This window comes from Photorhabdus australis DSM 17609, assembly GCF_000711895.1.
Classification (GTDB): Bacteria; Pseudomonadota; Gammaproteobacteria; order Enterobacterales; family Enterobacteriaceae; genus Photorhabdus; species Photorhabdus australis.
In genome coordinates this window covers 27,860-46,888 of record NZ_JONO01000042.1, presented here as the reverse complement: position 1 = coordinate 46,888, position 19,029 = coordinate 27,860, and the positions used below count along the sequence as shown (strand labels likewise).

Here is a 19,029-nt window from a genome sequence, read left to right as displayed (position 1 = left end):
TTGAGGCTCAAAGAATCTCACCGTTAGTTCGTTATGAATTAACTGCGCTTCACTCTTCAAGACTTTAAAACGTATTTTTTTGTGATACGGTCTTGTGAGTGCCCACACAGATTGTCTGATTAATTGTTAAAGAGCGGGCCAACATAAAAATTATCATTCTCCGTCAGCCGGGCTGCGTATACTACGCTTTTCGCCCGCAGAGTCAAGCGCTTATTGCCTTTTCCCTGCCTGACCTCACCCGGTTTATCCACGTTGTGTCGGTCAGTGGTGGCGCATTATAGGGCCTTCTTCGGCGCTGGCAAGCATTATTTTGAAAAAAGCCAACGACAGACGATTATTTCAGCAGATTTAACTTAAGAATTCAATTTTAAGAATTCAATTGCTCCAATTTTGAGAATCCATATGCCTGCAAAACGGGGATTAATGCATCAGTATCAACATTTATTTTCATACAATAAGCAAGGCTATCTATTGAAGTACAAACCAAGTTTTCTTGATGCTTAACCAACCATGCTGTTCTCCGGGCAATAGCGGCGCCGGAATCAATTAAACGTGTGCCATCAGGTAATACCTGAATTAATTCTTCCGCCAATAGTGGAAAATGAGTACAACCCAATACCACGGTATCAGGTGGTTCTTTCATTCTGAGCCAAGGTCTCAATATCTGTTTTAAGGCTTCGGAAGATACTTTACTACCATGTAATTTAGCTTCAGCTAATTCTACCAACTCAGCTGAACCTATAGATTCAATTCTGCAATCTGCCGCAAATCTTTCGATAAGTTCTTTTGTATAGGATCGGTTAACTGTTGCTCTCGTCGCCAACAGCCCAACTATACCATTACAAGTCAACTTTGCTGCGGGTTTTATCGCAGGGACCACACCAACTACCGAGAAATGAAATCGTTCACGCAAAGCTGGCAAACTGACGGTACTTGCTGTGTTACATGCAATAACAACTATTGCTAGAGGGTGTTTTTGCTGAACAGCACCAATAATTTTAACAACTCGTTCAATAATAAATTCTTCCGATTTTTCACCATAAGGGAATGCTTCATTATCAAAAACGTATATATAATGAAGATCCGGCAATAGCCGTCGGATTTCCTGGTAAACAGATAAGCCGCCTACACCAGAATCAAACACTAAAACTGTCGGGCGCACAGTTTTATTCATCAACTCAGAAGTTATAGCTCCCAGTGAGGTAGTATTCACGTCCTGGAATGCGATAGCCATAAACTGTCTCATAATCTTTATCAAGCAGGTTGGCTATTCTACCACGAATTGTCAGAGAAGAAGTGACCGGATATGAAACAGTTAAATCCCAGAGACTAACTCCACCTAATTTCACACGTTTAGCAGGAAATGTCTTGAAATCATTATCATAGCGCTGGCCCAGATATTGATAAGTTAGCCCCCAATCAAAATCATATAGCTGCCAGTCAAGTTGATATTTCACTTGTTGCTTCGCACGACGAACTAAAATTTCATTAGTTTCACCATTACGTGATTCGACATATTGTAATGTCAATTGGTGTTGGAATATACCTGTATCCATTGAACCAGTCCACTCAGTACCTTTAATTTTTGCTCTTCCAATATTGTAGTAATGGCTATTTGCATAATTAATTAATTGCTCAATGTCATTGTGATATACAGTAAAACGCCAATTTAGTAGGCCCGTTATTCCCTCAATACCACCCTCCCATTGCTTACTTTCTTCAGGTTTTAAATCATGATTTCCACCAAAACCATACATCTGGCTGAGAGTCGGCGCTTTAAACGCCGTACCATAAGAAATAATCAAACGATAACCTTCAATAAACTCCCAGCCTGCGCTGGTTTGCCACGTTGCATTCCAACCAGCATCTGAATGTTTGTCTGAACGAACTGCACCTTCCAAAATTAAATCTTGTAATTGCTGCTGTGCTGTTAAATATATCCCCGTATTACTTACTGTTTCACTCGTCGGAATATAATTTGTTCCAGCTTCTATAGATTGTTTTTGGAAATCCACACCGGTACTCACCATCCCCTGATATAGTTGAAACGTATTTCCCCATTGCAGGTTATATTGTTCAGAATCATCAAAGCTAGCGGATTCATCATAACGTCCATATTTAGGATCAAAATTATAGTCTTTTATATGGCTGTAGCTTGCGATCAATTGAGACGAATAGATCCCTTGGTTAAATCGAATCCCTGTGTCATAGTGACGGTTATAAAGTTCACGGGTATCCGGTCTGGCATATCGATAGCTCCAATTAATATCTACATCATAAGAGGTTCTATTGTTATAGCCATAAGCTCGAGCAAACCCGCTGAATTGATCATTAAATTTTTGATCGACCCCCAGCCAAAGCATTTTACTCATAAAACCGTCACGGTCAGGCTGTCTAAAACCACCGGTATTACCATCAGCAACAATATCGTATCCTTTGGTATAGGTATAACTAGCTGCTGCTGTCAGTACTGTGTTTTCAGTTAGCTCTTGCTGAATTGCACCATCGTAAGTCTGATAACCATATGAGCCAATACCTACGCTAAGGTTAGTTCCTGATTTTTCCCTAGTAGTGATGATATTAATAACACCACCAATTGCATCAGAGCCATAAACAGCAGAACGCGGTCCACGGATATATTCAATTTTCTGAACCAATGATACAGGTATTTGGCTTAAATCAGAAGAACCACTAATACCAGCCTGATTCAAACGTATTCCATCCATTAGTACCAATACATGACTAGATTGAGTGCCACGAATAAACAAAGAGCTTAATTGTCCAATGCCACCATGCCGCGCAATATCAACACCAGGTAGACGACGTAAAATATCGGCTACACTATTTGATTGCCAGCGAATAATTTCATCTTGTGTTACAACCGTATAAGGAGCCAATATACTGGATACAGGCTGTTTAAAACGGCTTGCCGTAACAACCAATGAATCCTGCGCATCCTCTGCAACAGAGGAATGATTCCAACCAAAAAATACCACGATTGAAACAACAGATAATAAAAATCGGTTTCTATTTATCATGAGAGAAAACATCCCACAATCTATTGTCAGAAAGACACGTTACGACGAAGCATTAAGCTCTACCCAAATACATAGTAAGCATAGACAAGATTATGCATGAGTTATAAGAAAACTGGACATCCTTTGTTCTTTCCCTACAATTTCGCACGAAAATTTTTCTCACTACTAAGATAAGAGAACAAACATAATGCAAAATCCCCTGCCAACGGAAAGTTATGAACAACAACTTACAGAGAAAGTAAGCCGCTTAAAAAACATGATGGCGTCTTTCCAAACCCCGGAGCCAGAGGTTTTCCGTTCACCAGTATCTCATTACAGAATGCGTGCAGAATTTCGTATTTGGCATGAGCAGGATGATTTGTACCATATTATGTTTGATCAACAAACGAAACAGCGTATTCGTATTAATCAATTCCCTATTGCTAGTAACTTAATCAACAAAATGATGGAAGTACTAATTGACTCCATTAGATTTGAACAGACCCTACGCCATAAGCTATTTCAGATTGATTATCTATCCACTTGCAGCAATAAAATCCTTGTTTCTCTGCTTTACCACAAAAAATTGGGTGACGAATGGATACAACAAGCATTAAAACTGCGTAATGAATTAAGAAATAAAGGGTTTGATGTTGAACTCATTGGCAGAGCAGCTAAAACTAAAATCATGTTGGATCATGATTACATTGATGAGGTTTTATTTGTTGCAGGCCGAGAAATGATCTACCGCCAAGTGGAAAACAGTTTCACCCAGCCAAATGCCAGCATCAATATTCATATGCTCGAATGGGCGATTGATATTACCAAAGGCTCAAAAGGAGATTTGCTTGAGCTTTACTGCGGTAATGGAAATTTCTCTCTGGCATTAGCTCAGAATTTTAAAAAGGTACTGGCAACAGAAATTGCCAAGCCATCTGTTGCTGCCGCTCAATATAATATCGCAGCCAACAATATTGATAATGTGCAAATTATCCGAATGTCAGCTGAAGAGTTTACTCAAGCAATGAATGGACAACGTGAGTTTAATCGCCTTCAGAACATCGATTTGAAAAGCTATCAATGTGAAACTATTTTTGTCGATCCACCACGTAGTGGCCTTGATAAAAAAACCGTTGAAATGGTCCAGGCATATCCGCGAATTCTTTATATTTCCTGTAACCCGGAAACTCTTTGCCACAACCTAGAAACATTAATCCAAACGCATAAAATCAGCCGTCTGGCTCTATTCGACCAGTTTCCTTATACACATCATATGGAATGTGGAGTACTTTTGGAAAAATTAAGTTAATATTTAGCTGCTATATAAGACAAAAGCGCCGCAAATATTTTTTATCCTTGCGGCGCTTTTGACCAACTAATCGCAACCTTCCACAATTGCCTGATTTTTACGGATTCTTATTTTTCTATAAATCCAAAACACCAATACGGTACCAATTACCGCAGGTAGAAAATTAGAACCAATTTCAGGATATTCAACCCTAATAATTGCACTATAACCAAATAATCCTAACAGGAAGCAAGCAGCAACCAGTTTAGGCATCCCATCTGACATTGAATAATTCAAATAGCGCTGATGGAGACAGTAAATAGATAAAACCAGTGTTATCAGTGGGAAAACTGAAAAAGAAACAACTGAGCTAAAAACTGCTGAAAACGTTCCATTAGTTGCTAATCCGACAATAAAAGCAAGTAACAATGTACTTTTGTCCTGGCGGTATTGTTCCATCATTTCGTTCTCCTTATTCATAATTATTTAAGTTTAGGGTCCGGTGAATTCATTTCTCTGCGATACCAATAATATGCACCTTTAGCAATCATCCGTAGTTGCAAGACTAAACGTTCTTCCAAACGCTGTCTTTTCTCCAAATCAATATCCAGTGCTTCTGCACCTGCACTGAATACTATTGTTACCATCGCCTCTGCCTGCACTTCTGTAAAATGTCTCGGCATATGACTTTCTTGTTCTAAATAGTCTGCCAGTTCAGCAATAAAATGTTGGATTTCTCGTGCTACAGCGGCACGGAATTCAGCAGAGGTTCCTGAGCGTTCACGTAATAGTAATCGGAATGCATTTGGATTATTACCAATAAATTCCATAAAAGTTGAAACAGATGTACGGATAACACTGCCACCTTTAGCAATACGTTGTCGGGCTTGCCTCATTAACTGACGTAGCATTAAGCCACTTTCATCAACCATAGTCAGTCCTAATTCATCAACATCACGGAAATGACGATAAAATGAAGTTGGCGCAATGCCGGCTTCACGGGCAACCTCACGCAAGCTAAGGCTAGTAAAACTCCTTTCAGCACTCAGTTGGCTAAATGCAGCCTCAATCAGTGAACGACGGGTTTTTTCTTTCTGTTTCGCTCTGACGCCAGTAATATTACTCACACGAATCCTGAATCTTTGCCTGAATATAATCAAATTTTATGATGATGCTCTCATCATGTCACTGATACTGATCTGTTTCATCATTAAACTGTGACCCAAAATCCTTATGACGTTTGGGTTATTAAGTCAACCAATGTTAATATGGCGTTGTAATTTTGTGTAAAAACAGGTCTTTCCTCTATGCAACATATTCATTTTGACGCCATTGTCATTGGCTCCGGCCCCGGTGGAGAAGGAGCAGCAATGGGACTGGTGAAACAGGGTAAAAACGTTGCTGTTATTGAACGTTACAATAACGTCGGTGGCGGTTGTACTCACTGGGGTACTATCCCGTCTAAAGCCCTTCGCCATGCAGTCAGCCGTATTATAGAATTTAACCAAAACCCTCTATACAGTGATAACTCTCGTATTCTTCGTTCTTCATTTGCTGAAATCTTACGCCGTGCTGAAATTGTCATCAATCAGCAAACTAAAATGCGTCAAGGATTTTACGAACGCAACGGGTGCCGTATGTTTTCCGGGGAAGCCACTTTTATTGATGAACACCGGGTAAGTGTGCGCTATGCCGATGGTAACCACGATATTTTAAGTGCAGATAAGATTATTATCGCAACCGGTTCCCGTCCCTATTGCCCACCAGATGTTGATTTCACACATTCACGTATTTATAACAGCGATTCAATTCTGAAACTGGATCACGAACCACGGCATGTCATTATTTATGGTGCCGGAGTGATTGGTTGTGAATATGCCTCAATTTTCCGAGGATTAGGCGTGAAAGTTGATTTGATCAATACTCGTGACCACTTGCTGGCTTTTCTTGATCAGGAGATGTCAGATGCACTTTCCTACCATTTCTGGAATAGCGGTATTGTGATCCGTCACAATGAAGAATATTCCAAAATTGAAGGTGTTGATGATGGTGTCATTGTTCACCTCAAATCCGGTAAAAAAGTCAAAGCTGACTGTCTGCTTTATGCCAACGGTCGAACAGGCAATACCGATACTTTAGGGCTGAAAAATGTTGGTCTGGAACCAGATAACCGAGGTTTATTAAAGGTCAATAAGATCTATCAAACCAACAACGAAAATATCTATGCTGTAGGAGATGTTATCGGTTATCCAAGCCTTGCATCCGCTGCTTATGACCAAGGCCGAATTGCCGCTCAAGCAATGACCAAAGGAAGTGCAGAAGCTCATCTAATTGAAGATATTCCAACGGGTATCTATACCATTCCTGAAATCAGCTCTGTAGGAAAAACAGAACAGCAATTAACTGCAATGAAAATACCTTATGAAGTTGGACGCGCTCAATTTAAACATCTTGCACGTGCCCAAATTGCAGGAATGAATGTAGGAAGTCTGAAAATATTATTTCACAGAGAAACAAAAGAGATTCTTGGAATTCACTGCTTCGGGGAACGTGCTGCTGAAATCATTCACATTGGCCAAGCTATTATGGAACAGAAAGGTGAAAGTAATACTATCGAATATTTCGTCAATACTACTTTCAACTATCCAACCATGGCTGAAGCTTATCGTGTAGCGGCCCTAAATGGCCTGAACCGACTATTTTGATTGCCCGTAATAAGCGCTCATTTTTGCTTTAATCGCCTCTGCCAATCGCTCATAGCGACTACGCAGAGGTGAACCAGGACGATAAATCAAAATGATAGATCGTTTAGGTTCAGGGTTGCTGCATTCCAGATAACAAACGCCATCACGTTTTCTCTCCTGTGGAACGGCTAAGTCAGGCAATAACGTCACTCCACTTCCGGCAGCAACCATATTACGTAGAGTTTCCAGGCTGGTTGCTCGAAAATGTGTATCTTCTTTCGCCCCAGCCTGAAAACAGAAACCCATTGCCTGTTCACGTAAGCAATGGCCATCTTCCAGCATTAACAATTTCTCACCAGCCAATTCATTCATGGCAACTTTTTCTCGATCTGCCCAAGGATGGTCGTCAAAGATTGCCAGTTTCATCGGCTCTTCAAACAACGGTACTTCAATGAAAGCGCCTGTCTCCTTAACCATCGCCAAAATCGCACAATCCAATTTACCACTATCTAACTGAGCTAACAGACTTTGCGTTTGGGCTTCGTGCAGATACATTTCCAGTTTAGGGAACAAACCATGAAGCTCAGGAATGATATGAGGTAATAGATATGGGCCAACCGTTGGGATCAAGCCAATATGCAGAGGACCAGCCATATTTTCCCCTTGAAGTGACGCCATTTCCTGTAAAATCCTGACCTCACGGAGAACCGTTCTGGCCTGTTCCACTAATAACATCCCTTGCTGAGTGAACAAAACCTTACGGCTGGTACGCTCCAATAGCATTACACCTAGCTCATCCTCAAGCTTACGAATTTGCCCACTTAACGTAGGCTGGCTAACGTGGCAAGAATCAGCAGCATGGCGAAAATGCCGGTGCTCCGCAAGAGCCACAAGATATTCCAGATCGCGGATATTCATTCACACCTCAACATATTTAATATAAATAATAGAAACTACCAATAGATAATTATATCAATGTGAGGGAATAACTATCAGATAATCCTTAAAAATTTATATAAAGATCTTATTTTACAGGAGATATATTTATACCCCCTACTACTATCATTAACTTAGTTTCAGTCTCTGCTTAGCATCCACAATCGCTTTCATGACCTGTTTTTGTGATACACCACCTTTGGCAAGGCGCTTATTCAAACAAGATTGTAGAGACAAAATATCGTATACATCTTCAGTAATTGTACTGCTGAATTTCTGCAACTCTGTTAATGGCAGCTCTTCCAGCGCCTTACCCTGTGCAAGTGCCATCACCACAATTTCCCCGACTATATGGTGAGCTTCACGGAATGGAACACCTTTTACAACCAGGTAATCAGCCAATTCAGTTGCGTTGGCATAGCCTTGTTTAGCCGCTTCTTCACAACGTGAACGCCTTACCTGAATTCCATCTAACACCAGCACTACCATATGCAAACAATCCAACCAAGTGTCCAGTGCATCGAACAATCCCTCTTTATCCTCTTGCATATCTTTATTATAAGCAAGTGGTAGACCTTTCAGAGTCATCATCATCCCAGTCAATGCACCTTGAACCCGACCACATTTCCCACGAATTAACTCCAATGCGTCCGGGTTTTTTTTCTGTGGCATCAGAGAAGAACCAGAAGTTACCCGCTCGGACAGTTCAATAAACCCTGCTTCACCACTATTAAAGAAAATCAGGTCCTCAGCAAAACGAGAGAGATGGATCATGCTAATGCTAGCATCAGATAACAATTCCAATACATAGTCACGATCTGAAACGCTATCCAGACTATTACGGGTCGCAGAAGCAAAACCTAACCATGATGCCAGTTGTTCACGATCAATATCATACGCAGTCCCTGCTAATGCACCGCACCCAAGCGGGCTCATATCCAGTCGTTTTAAGGCATCCTGTAACCGGCTTTCATCACGGGCTAACATTTCTGTGTAGGCCAAACACCAGTGAGCAAATGTGACAGGCTGTGCTCTTTGTAGATGGGTATAGCCTGGCATAACCGCATCTTGATTATTTTCTGCGGTCATTACTAATGCCTGCTGTACTTCCACAATTGCCTGATGAATATGTGAAATTTGCTTCTTACACCAAAGTTTGAGATCTGTCGCCACCTGATCATTACGGCTACGACCAGTATGGAGCTTTTTACCCAGATCGCCGACTTTGCTGATCAACTTGCCTTCCACCCAACTATGAATATCTTCTGCATCACTTTGCAGGATGGCTTGTGGATTGACTTGAACTTCATCCAATAGTTCATTTAATGCCAACTCCAGTTTTTGTTGCTCCTCAGTAGTCAGTACATCAACTGTCACCAACGCTTTTGACCATGCAACTGACCCCATAATGTCTTGCTCCACCAGTCGATAATCAAAACATAATGAATCGTTAAACTGTTTGAACTGTTGATCTGTTTCCTGGCTGAAACGTCCACCCCAAAGTGCCATATTTTCGTTCCTGATTATCTGATGTCTGAGTGATTATTACCTTTCTATAAACCACAATTTCATTCACTGTAATGGAAATAATAGGCCAGAAAAGTCAATTCAAGGATAAATCCATGATCTGGCCTTATCTCCATTACCTCGGGTGATGAAATTATTTCTTACTATTTAATGCCCGAATACGTGAAGGGAGAGAATACAGACGAATAAATCCTTCAGCATGGCTGTGATCATAGACCTCATCTTCACCAAACGTTGCAAATTCCTCAGAATAAAGGCTATTTGCTGATTTCTTCTGGATCGCCGTCACCTGACCTTTATAAAGTCTCAGTACCACTTCACCGCTAACATCTGCTGCTAAAACCTCAGCAGCCGTTTGAATAGACTGACGCAACGGTGCAAACCAACGCCCGTCATAAACGACATAAGACATTTCCAATCCAAGTTGCTGACGCCATTTGAAACTATCGCGGTCTAGAACCAATTGTTCGATACCACGCAATGCAGCCATCATGATGGTTCCTCCTGGAGTTTCATAACAACCACGAGATTTCATACCTACTAAACGGTTTTCCACGATATCGATCCGGCCGATACCATGCTTTGCACCTAAAATATTCAATTCTTCAAGACATTGATATGGGGACAGCGCTTTACCATTAACCTCAACAATTTCGCCTTTCTCAATAGTAACGTTTACCAGCTCAGCTTCATTTGGTGCTTCTTCTGACGCTGTCGTCCATACCCAGCAATCTTGATTAGATGCGTTCCAGGTACTTTCCAGTACTCCACCTTCTGTAGAAATATGCCATGCATTCTCATCACGGCTGTAGATCTTCTCGAGTGTTGCTGTAGTTGGAATATCTCGTTCTTTCAGGTAAGCCAACAGCGCTTCGCGGGAACGTAAATCCCACTCTCTCCACGGTGCTACCACTTTCAACTGGGGTGCTAACGCAGTATAAGTGTTTTCAAACCGAACCTGATCGTTGCCCTTACCTGTTGCGCCATGAGCAAGTGCATCTGCTCCTACTTTCAATGCCAGCTCAACTTGAGCTTTAGCAATAATTGGTCTCGCCATTGAAGTTCCCAGTAAATAACTACCTTCATACAGCGCACCGGTTTTCAGTACCGGATAAACATAATCTTTGATGAACTCCTCACGTAGATCTACGACATGGCATTCCGATGCTCCAGAGCGCAGAGCTTTCTGCTCCACCCCCTCCAAATCTTCACGGCTTTGGCCCACATCTGCGACAAAAGCGACAACTTCACAGTTGTCATAATGCTCCTTCAGCCAAGGAATAATGGCAGAAGTATCCAGACCACCAGAGTATGCGAGAACTATTTTTCTAATATCTTTAGTATGCATGAAGTTACCCTTTAAAATTCCGTTGTTGTTTATCAACAAAGCCTTGCTAAAAATTAATCAAATTGATTTAAGCCAGAATACGAGTACCGACAGGAATACCATTAAATAAAGCCGTCAACTGGTCCGCATGACGCCAACTGGCGATATCTACTGGGCGGCCTAATGTTCTGGCTGCATCCAGAGCGGCATTCACCTTCACAATCATGCCGTCAGTAATGATACCCTGTATGATAAGTTGTTCAGCTTTCTGAGCATTCATGTCAGGGATTTTCTGCCCTTTACCATCCAAAATACCGCTAACATCAGATAGCAAAACCAGATCAGCCCCCAGCGTCTGAGCTATCGCCGTTGCTGCTTGATCTGCATTCACATTCATCAGTTCCCCTTTATTCGTCACTCCAATCGAACTGATAATCGGTATATAGCCAGCATCCAACAGAGTTTTCAGCAAGTTAGCATCACCAGGCACCGCTTTCCCCACGTGCCCCAGCTCTTCACTCAGTCGGGAAACTGTCACAACATTACCATCGCCTAAATATAATCCAACTGATGCCAACTGATATTTAGTTGCCCACGACAGCAAAGCTTTATTGGCTGTACCTGCCAATGCACCAGTGATAATTCCAATCTGATCAGACGGTGTCACCCGTAATCCTTGTTCCTTCACTATTGGCAATTGCAACTTCTGCATCAGTTCATCTACCAGATAACCACCGCCATGCACAATAACCAACTGACGCTTGTGTGTTTTCCGATATTCCTGTAATGCAGTAAACACACGCTCCAGTGCTTCTTCATTATCCAGTAACACGCCACCTAACTTTATGACTAAAGGTTCCATCTGCTTTACTCCTTCACGTCAATAACTAAAGTAATGCCTGAGTTTCTTCAAACCCAAAACGTATATTCATACACTGAACTGCCTGAGCTGCTGCACCTTTTAAGAGATTATCCTCTGTACCTACAATAATCAGGTGATCACCCTGTACAACAAAACCGATATCACAGAACGGCAATCCAACAACCGATTTCAGCACCGGAATCCCTTTGCTGTAGAGTCGTACCAATGGCTTATCTTTATATGCTTTCTGATAAGCTTCACTAATTTGTTCTTCGGTAACACCGGGCTTCAATTTACAGGTAATTGTGGCAAGAATACCCCGCACGAAATTTCCAAGATGTGGAGTAAAAATCACTCTGGTGCCCAAATGTTCCTCAATCTCCGGTTGATGACGATGAGTAAATATCCCATAAGGTTGCAAACTGACCTCACAGAAACTATTAGTCATGGTAGCTTTCCGGCCTGCTCCACTCACGCCACTGGTAGCATTAATTACTGGCCAGTGGTTAGTATCTAGCAAACTATTTTCCAGCAGTGGCTTCAGGGAGAGCTGAGAAACCGTTGGATAACACCCCGGAACAGCGATCAACTGAGCTTGTTTGACTTTTTCAGCCTGCCATTCAGCAAGTCCATATACAGCTTGTTCTAACCATTCAGTATGCTTATGTTTAAATCCGTAGTATTGTTTATAAATCTGAGCATTTTGTACGCGATAGGCACCAGAGAGATCGAACACTATGCAACCAGCTGCCAAAAATGCTGGCGCAATGTCATGACTGACTTCATGGGCTGTGGCAAGGAAAACCACATCAACCCCTTTAGCAGTATCAGTGATGTCAGTAAGCGGTTGTAATGGCAGATCAATGATGCCTTTATACTGTGGATGTAAATCTGAAAAACATTTATCTGCATCAACACTTTGAGCAGAAACCATCAGTCCAATCAGATTTGTATACGGGTGACGATGCAGATATGCTGCCAGCTCCGCTCCGGTATAACCACTTGCACCAACAACCAGCGTATTCAACATAAGATATCTTCACCTTGTGCTCAGTATTTAAACGGCATAATGGATTTTTATTCAAAAAAAATGCATTAATATTGATACTATCATGGATAAAGGCTGTCAACAGTGAATATGAAATTACCTCCATTTATTGAGCTATTTCGGCAGATAATCGCTACTCCATCTATCAGTGCTAGCGATGCAAGCATTGATCAGAGTAATGAGTCTTTAATCAATCTTCTGGCAAGTTGGTTAAAGGAAATTGGTTTCGAGATTGAGATACAACCCGTACCCGAAACCCGCGGAAAATATAATTTACTGGCGACTCTGGGGGGTGGCTCAGGTGGGTTACTACTGTGTGGACACACTGATACTGTACCTTTTGACGAAGGACTCTGGACTAAAGATCCTTTCACCCTGACAGAACGCGATAACAAACTGTACGGTTTGGGTACGGCAGATATGAAAGGCTTCTTCGCTTTTATCATTGATGCCTTGCGGGATATTGATGTCAGTAAGATGACCCATCCACTGTACATTCTGGCTACCGCAGATGAAGAAACGACAATGGCTGGTGCTCGTTATTTTGCCGCAAGCGCAACTATCCGGCCAGATTTCGCTATTATCGGAGAACCAACATCATTGCAACCTATCTGTGCACACAAAGGACATTTATCGAACGCTATCCGCATTATCGGCCAATCAGGGCACTCCAGTGATCCAGACCGTGGGATAAACGCCATTGATCTGATGCATGAATCTATTGGTCATCTGATTGAATTGCGCAATACACTCAGAGAACGTTACAACAATCCGGCGTTTGCCATTCCATATCCCACAATGAACTTCGGTTATATTAATGGAGGTGATGCGGTAAACCGTATTTGTGCACATTGTGAATTACATATGGATATTCGCCCATTACCGGGACTAACGTTACAGGATTTAAACGGACTGTTAAATAAAGCCTTGGAACCCGTGAAACAACGTTGGCCTGGTCGCCTGACTATTAACGAATTACATCCCCCAATTCCTGGTTATGAATGTCCAACAGATCATAAGATGGTTGGTGTAATAGAGACATTGCTAGGCCGTAAAGCGGAAACAGTGAATTACTGTACCGAAGCACCATTCATTCAGGAATTATGTCCAACACTAGTCCTTGGCCCGGGTTCTATTGAGCAGGCACATCAGCCAAATGAATTTATTGATACGTCATTTATTGAACCTACCAGAAAGATAATTTCTCAATTAATCGATCATTTCTGTCTGAACAATAATTAGTTGTTTCAATATGTCCCTCTAAAAATCAGAGGGACTTAAGACAACAAAAGCACTTTTCCAAGCTCTCTAGCACATAAGTAATACTTATAAGACATGACCGACCATTAAATTTTAGAAATTTCTCCCAAACTGATCATTTTCTGATATGAATATGAAGGCTTAGGGTCAATGCAACACTGTGGCGCCACAAAAATAACTTTCCGCTACTTAAATAAAATTTTCCTACAGTAACAGAATCAACATTCTACCAGCAATAAAAGCCAGGAGTCACATGAACCAACAATATTCCGCAATGCGCAGTAATGTTAGCCTGCTAGGTAAGCTGCTCGGAGATACCATCAAAGAAGCGTTAGGGGAAGATATTCTTGATAAAGTCGAGACTATCCGCAAATTATCCAAATCATCCCGCGCCGGCAATGAAGCACACCGCCAGCAACTACTATCTACATTACAAAACCTATCTAATGATGAACTGTTGCCAGTTGCCCGTGCTTTCAATCAATTTCTCAACCTGACAAACGTCGCAGAGCAGTATCACAGCATCTCTCCACACGGTGAAGCTGCCAGCAACCCCGTTGCATTAGCGAAATTATTCACCCACTTAAAAGAAAGAAACTTCAGTAACGACAACCTAAAAGAAGCGGTAAATGAATTATCTATTGAACTAGTCCTCACCGCTCACCCAACTGAAATCGCGCGTCGTACATTAATCCACAAACTGGTCGCAGTTAACACCTGTCTATCGCAATTAGACCACGATGACCTGGCGGATTATGAACATAACAACATTATGCGCCGCCTACGTCAGTTAGTTGCCCAGTCATGGCATACTGATGAAATCCGTAAAATTCGTCCTACTCCAATTGATGAAGCTAAGTGGGGCTTCGCGATGGTGGAAAACAGCTTATGGGATGGTGTGCCAGCGTTCCTGCGTGAATTCAATGAACAACTGGAAGAATCAATTAATTACAGCCTGCCGGTCGAAGCAGTACCCGTCCGTTTTACTTCTTGGATGGGTGGCGACCGCGACGGTAATCCAAATGTGACGGCTGAAGTAACTCGCCATGTGTTACTACTTAGCCGCTGGAAAGCCGCAGACCTGTTCCTTAAGGATATTCAAGTACTGGTTTCCGAGCTATCCATGTCTGAGTGTACACCCGAAGTTCGCAAACTGGCAGGTGGTGATGAAATTCTGGAACCTTACCGAGAAATTGCCAAAAAGCTACGGACGCAACTTAGCAACACACTGACATATTTGGAGAAACGGCTGAAAGGCGAACAAGTTCTGCCACCAACTGATTTGCTGTTAGATAATGAACAACTCTGGCAACCACTTTACGCCTGCTACCAATCACTGAAAACCTGCGGGATGGAAATCATCGCCAATGGCCAATTATTAGATATCCTGCGTCGCATCCGTTGTTTCGGTCTATCTCTAGTCCGCATTGATGTACGTCAGGAAAGCGCTCACCATACAGCGGCCATTTCTGAACTAACCCAATACCTGGAATTAGGTGACTACGCAAGTTGGTCAGAAGAAGAAAAACAGGCTTTCCTGCTACATGAACTGCAATCCAAACGTCCTCTAATCCCACATAACTGGCAACCAAGCGCTGAAACGCAGGAAGTTTTCGCAACCTGTAAAGTAATTGCAGAATCACCTCAAGATGCCATCGCGGCTTACGTTATTTCAATGGCTAAAGCGCCTTCTGATGTATTAGCCGTTCACTTGCTGCTGAAAGAAGCCAGTTGCCCATTCACCTTACCTGTTGCCCCACTGTTCGAAACCTTGGATGACTTGAATAATGCCGACAATGTCATTCAACAATTGATGAATATTAAGTGGTATCGCTCACTGATTCAGGATAAGCAGATGGTGATGATTGGCTATTCTGACTCAGCAAAAGATGCCGGAGTCATGTCTGCCGCTTGGGCGCAATACCGGGCACAAGATGCCTTGATTAAAATCTGTGAACAAGAAGGCGTTACACTGACTTTGTTCCACGGTCGCGGAGGTACCATTGGCCGCGGAGGCGCACCAGCACATGCAGCGCTGCTTTCCCAACCACCGGGAAGCCTGAAAGGTGGCCTACGTGTAACCGAACAAGGTGAAATGATCCGCTTTAAATTCGGTCTACCACAGGTCACTATCAGTAGCTTAGCGTTGTATGCCAGTGCTATTCTGGAAGCAAATCTGCTGCCACCTCCGGAACCAAAACCGGAATGGCATCAGGTAATGGATACTCTGTCTGATGTTTCCTGCAAAATGTATCGTGATTATGTGCGTGAGCAGCCCGATTTTGTGCCTTATTTCCGCTCTGCAACACCAGAGCAAGAATTAGCTAAACTGCCTTTGGGCTCTCGCCCTGCCAAACGCCGCCCGGCAGGAGGGGTAGAGAGTCTGCGCGCTATTCCGTGGATTTTCGCCTGGACACAAAATCGTTTGATGTTACCAGCCTGGCTAGGTGCAGGTGCTGCGCTACAAAGAGTGGTGAATGATGGTAAACAGGATGTACTGGCAGAAATGTGCCGTAACTGGCCTTTCTTTACAACTCGTATAGGTATGCTAGAAATGGTCTTCGCCAAAGCTGATTTATGGTTGGCAGAATATTATGATCATCGTCTGGTAGATAAGAACCTATGGCCGTTAGGCCAAAAATTGCGCAAACAACTTTCCGCGGATATCAAGACGGTATTAACCATTTCCAAAGATGAGCATCTGATGGCAGATTTACCGTGGATTGCAGAATCTATCGCTTTACGTAATGTTTATACTGACCCATTAAATGTCTTACAGGCAGAACTACTACTGCGTTCTCGTCAGCAACAATATCCTGATCCACAAGTTGAGCAAGCATTAATGGTAACTATTGCCGGTATAGCAGCCGGAATGCGAAATACAGGTTAGTTGCTGTACGCAGGAGACAATCTCCGCGCAACAGAAGTAACATTATTGAGCACAGTACTGGTCTCTTTTCCCCCAGACAGCCCGTACAAAATGTGCTCAAAAAAACAATAAAAAAGAAGCTATTTCTCACCAAGCCAGGTCTAATTTAAGAAACATTACTTATCATTAATCCTATCCTTGCCACACAAGAGATACGAAAATACGCAATAACAGATACCAAAACCCTGATCATTGCATAAATAAAATTTAATAATGTGATTTTTGCTCACTTCCCTAGAATTGTGTCTTTTCCATTTCTCAGAGGGTTCAATTATGAAGAAAAGTAAACTCGCTATTTTGTTATCTCTTGCTTCCTTATTTGGCGTTAATGCCTATGCCCAAACAGAGCAACTGCCAGCAGTCCCTGCTACTCAAAAAGTCCTGATAGAGCAATCCCAGCTACTGCCTAACGCTAAGAACCCCATCCGGGTTGAAGAACGGGATCTCAAAATTGATGATGGTGCTGTTCACGCTCCTGCACCTTCACTAACCAATATGTGGGTCTATGCCGTTGGTTCGACAAATTGCGGATGGGAATACACTTCCAACTTGTTTGCAACGACCTGCGATCACGGAGGACAGCAGCTCCGCGCCGCTGTTCTGGAAATTGGCTACGGATACAGCTCCTTTGCTTGGATGAATGGCGGTCTACTGCCTAACTCGGCGATGTATTCTTCTCAAACCGTTTGCATTACAAACGGGTACTACACTTGGCCATGTACTGCGGGCCAAACTGTGGTTGGCTACCTTAAGGAATATAATCTCGACGGCAACCAGAATGGTACCTTCAGGTATCAGAATACTTCAACTAATTCGCCTTGGAATACCATGTCAGTACAGATCAACATTCTTTAACCTGCTGAAACTCACTTAATCCACAAGGGCTGGGAAACCGCCCTTGTTCATTTCTACACACAGGTATCAACACAATTATCCTATTAGACAACAAACATTTACTCTTTATCGAAATAAAGCAGCAAAAAATATGCTCTTACTAAAAGATTCTTAGTAAGAGCCAACGATTAAGGACGAACACCCAAAGTATGGCAGATTGCATAACTCAGTTCCGCACGATTTAAGGTATAAAAGTGGAAATCTTTCACACCTTCACGGCTTAAAATCTTCACCATATCCATTGCAATAGAAGCACCAACCAAATTAGAACTTTCTGGATCATCATCTAACCCATCAAACATTCTGGTCATCCAACTCGGAATACGGACATTGGTCATTGCAGCAAAACGCTGAAGCTGACGGAAATTGGATACCGGCAAAACTCCCGGGACAATTTCCACATCAATCCCAGCAGCAACACAACGGTCACGAAAACGCAGGTAACTTTCCACATCAAAGAAGAATTGGGTAATGGCACGGCTCGCACCCGCATCGATTTTCCGTTTTAGGCTAATCAAATCGGCCTGAGAACTTTTCGCTTCTGGATGAACTTCAGGGTATGCAGCAACTGAAATGTCAAAATCAGCTTCTTTCTTAAGTAACTCAACCAGATCAACCCCGTACATTTTAGGTTTTTCACCGTTATCCGGTAAATCACCACGTAAAGCCACGATATGGCGGATACCATTATTCCAGTAATCACGGGCTATTTTGCGCAATTCATCACGGCTGGCATCAATGCAAGTGAGGTGAGGAGCAGCTTCAAGACCAGTTTTCTCTTTTATTCCCTTGATAATGCTATGAGTTCGATCACGTTCACCAGAGTTAGCACCATAAGTAACGGAAACAAATTTAGGTTTAAGGATGCTCAACCGACCAATAGATTTCCACAGGGTTTTTTCCATCTCTACTGTACGTGGTGGAAAGAATTCAAATGAAACACGGATCTGCCCTTCCAGTTCAGCCAGATTCTGATTCAGCGCCTCTCGCTGATTAGCGTGAAAAAAACTCATACCCTGTACCTCGTTAACAAGCGGAATAATTTCTTATTTTATAATTTGCCAGCCATTCTTATTTAAACATCTAAACACCTATACGTTTAGACGTCTAAATAAGATGAAGGATTGGCATTTCTTAGTCAACAACAAATTTGAGTTAAGCGAGTGAGGAATATTCATCCTGAATCGGAAGAAAATTCATCAATGGATATTTAGTTATGTTTACATCGACTTGGCGGATCAAAATGTCCAAGATAAA

Annotated in this window: 16 protein-coding genes; 5 read left to right on the top strand and 11 right to left on the bottom strand. The window is 42.3% G+C overall.

What is annotated here, in order from left to right:
* Positions 1 to 119: 119 nt before the first annotated feature.
* The 3 genes from BO26_RS24890 to btuB all read right to left on the bottom strand — a co-directional run bounded on the left by BO26_RS24890 (position 120) and on the right by btuB (position 3,038).
* The gene (locus BO26_RS24890; RefSeq protein WP_477707004.1) at positions 120 to 251 is read right to left on the bottom strand and encodes a hypothetical protein; all 132 of its coding nucleotides are present in this window, start codon (positions 249 to 251) and stop codon (positions 120 to 122) included.
* Positions 252 to 367: 116 nt separating this feature from the next.
* On the bottom strand, positions 368 to 1,234 hold the full coding sequence (gene murI, locus BO26_RS13045) for a glutamate racemase (protein ID WP_036771989.1): 867 nt from the start codon (positions 1,232 to 1,234) through the stop codon (positions 368 to 370).
* On the bottom strand, positions 1,179 to 3,038 hold the full coding sequence (btuB, locus tag BO26_RS13040) for a TonB-dependent vitamin B12 receptor BtuB (protein ID WP_036771986.1): 1,860 nt from the start codon (positions 3,036 to 3,038) through the stop codon (positions 1,179 to 1,181). Before btuB ends, murI begins: the two co-directional genes overlap by 56 nt.
* A 187-nt stretch (positions 3,039 to 3,225) precedes the next feature.
* On the opposite strand from btuB, the gene trmA reads away from it, so the two are divergent.
* Positions 3,226 to 4,326, top strand: a complete 1,101-nt coding sequence (gene trmA, locus BO26_RS13035; protein ID WP_036771985.1) for a tRNA (uridine(54)-C5)-methyltransferase TrmA — start codon at positions 3,226 to 3,228, stop codon at positions 4,324 to 4,326.
* 66 nt (positions 4,327 to 4,392) lie between these two features.
* Here the strand turns inward: trmA and BO26_RS13030 are convergent, their stop codons facing one another.
* Together BO26_RS13030 and fabR are read right to left on the bottom strand one after the other, a co-directional pair.
* On the bottom strand, positions 4,393 to 4,764 hold the full coding sequence (locus BO26_RS13030; RefSeq protein WP_036772000.1) for a YijD family membrane protein: 372 nt from the start codon (positions 4,762 to 4,764) through the stop codon (positions 4,393 to 4,395).
* A gap of 23 nt (positions 4,765 to 4,787) precedes the next feature.
* Positions 4,788 to 5,423 (bottom strand): HTH-type transcriptional repressor FabR, encoded by a 636-nt coding sequence (gene fabR / locus BO26_RS13025; RefSeq protein ID WP_165602849.1) that lies wholly within the window; start codon positions 5,421 to 5,423, stop codon positions 4,788 to 4,790.
* Positions 5,424 to 5,612: 189 nt separating this feature from the next.
* On the opposite strand from fabR, the gene sthA reads away from it, so the two are divergent.
* Positions 5,613 to 7,010: a Si-specific NAD(P)(+) transhydrogenase gene (gene sthA / locus BO26_RS13020; RefSeq protein ID WP_036771982.1), complete on the top strand. Its 1,398-nt coding sequence runs from the start codon at positions 5,613 to 5,615 to the stop codon at positions 7,008 to 7,010.
* Here the strand turns inward: sthA and oxyR are convergent.
* The 5 genes from oxyR to argC form a co-directional block, all read right to left on the bottom strand.
* The gene (oxyR, locus tag BO26_RS13015; protein WP_036771977.1) at positions 7,002 to 7,907 is read right to left on the bottom strand and encodes a DNA-binding transcriptional regulator OxyR; all 906 of its coding nucleotides are present in this window, start codon (positions 7,905 to 7,907) and stop codon (positions 7,002 to 7,004) included. The genes sthA and oxyR overlap by 9 nt on opposite strands.
* Positions 7,908 to 8,054: 147 nt before the next feature.
* The gene (argH, locus tag BO26_RS13010) at positions 8,055 to 9,434 is read right to left on the bottom strand and encodes an argininosuccinate lyase (RefSeq protein ID WP_036771976.1); all 1,380 of its coding nucleotides are present in this window, start codon (positions 9,432 to 9,434) and stop codon (positions 8,055 to 8,057) included.
* Between the two features lie 151 nt (positions 9,435 to 9,585).
* Complete coding sequence (locus BO26_RS13005; RefSeq protein WP_036771975.1) at positions 9,586 to 10,800, bottom strand: argininosuccinate synthase; 1,215 nt, start codon at positions 10,798 to 10,800, stop codon at positions 9,586 to 9,588.
* Positions 10,801 to 10,867: 67 nt separating this feature from the next.
* Positions 10,868 to 11,641, bottom strand: a complete 774-nt coding sequence (gene argB, locus BO26_RS13000; RefSeq protein ID WP_036771974.1) for an acetylglutamate kinase — start codon at positions 11,639 to 11,641, stop codon at positions 10,868 to 10,870.
* A 25-nt stretch (positions 11,642 to 11,666) separates the two neighbouring features.
* Positions 11,667 to 12,671, bottom strand: coding sequence for an N-acetyl-gamma-glutamyl-phosphate reductase (gene argC / locus BO26_RS12995; protein WP_036771973.1), 1,005 nt, complete (start codon positions 12,669 to 12,671; stop codon positions 11,667 to 11,669).
* Between the two features lie 108 nt (positions 12,672 to 12,779).
* Between argC and argE the strand changes: the two genes are divergently transcribed.
* From argE to BO26_RS12980, 3 genes are all read left to right on the top strand, one after another.
* Positions 12,780 to 13,931, top strand: a complete 1,152-nt coding sequence (gene argE / locus BO26_RS12990) for an acetylornithine deacetylase (protein ID WP_201771273.1) — start codon at positions 12,780 to 12,782, stop codon at positions 13,929 to 13,931.
* 271 nt (positions 13,932 to 14,202) lie between these two features.
* Entirely contained in the window at positions 14,203 to 16,839 is a 2,637-nt protein-coding gene (gene ppc, locus BO26_RS12985) for a phosphoenolpyruvate carboxylase (protein WP_036771970.1), read from the top strand.
* A gap of 312 nt (positions 16,840 to 17,151) precedes the next feature.
* Positions 17,152 to 17,733 carry a YolA family protein gene (locus BO26_RS12980; protein ID WP_051690973.1) on the top strand — a complete coding sequence of 194 codons (582 nt, stop codon included), beginning with the start codon at positions 17,152 to 17,154 and terminating at the stop codon, positions 17,731 to 17,733.
* Between the two features lie 167 nt (positions 17,734 to 17,900).
* Here BO26_RS12980 and metF read toward each other — a convergent pair whose 3' ends face one another.
* A complete protein-coding gene (metF, locus tag BO26_RS12975) occupies positions 17,901 to 18,785 on the bottom strand; it encodes a methylenetetrahydrofolate reductase (protein WP_036771967.1) in 885 nt (294 codons plus the stop codon).
* Positions 18,786 to 19,029 lie beyond the last annotated feature (244 nt).